The sequence below is a fragment of the Herbaspirillum lusitanum P6-12 genome, from assembly GCF_000256565.1.
GTDB classification, from domain to species: domain Bacteria; phylum Pseudomonadota; class Gammaproteobacteria; order Burkholderiales; family Burkholderiaceae_D; genus Herbaspirillum; species Herbaspirillum lusitanum.
The window spans coordinates 1-289 of the sequence record NZ_AJHH01000464.1; the positions used below are offsets into that span (position 1 = coordinate 1).

Consider the following 289-nt stretch of genomic DNA (forward strand, 5'->3'; position numbering starts at 1 on the left):
CCGCTGCCGGGCAGCACGCCGGTGACTTGCAGGCGATCGTCGAAGCCCAGCGACTGCGCCGCATCGGCGAACTCGCTCGGATAGGAATACTTGTTCTTGGCGGTGAAACCGAGCAGGTTGCGCGCGTTGCCGCGGCACAGCTGCGCATTGGCGGTCAACAGCGGCGCGGCAACGTTGTACAGCCGGTCCTGCTGCGCAGTCAGCACACGCAATGCGCTCTGCTCTGGCGTCAACACCTGTGCCTTGACGGCGACCGGCGCGGCGTCAATCGCCGCCATGTCGGCGTCGG

The 289-nt window shown here is 67.1% G+C and carries 1 pseudogene; it reads right to left on the reverse strand.

From position 1 onward, the window contains the following. A pseudogene (locus HLUSI_RS28860) lies at positions 1 to 278 on the reverse strand (peptidase M48); the annotation flags it as partial. Positions 279 to 289 lie beyond the last annotated feature (11 nt).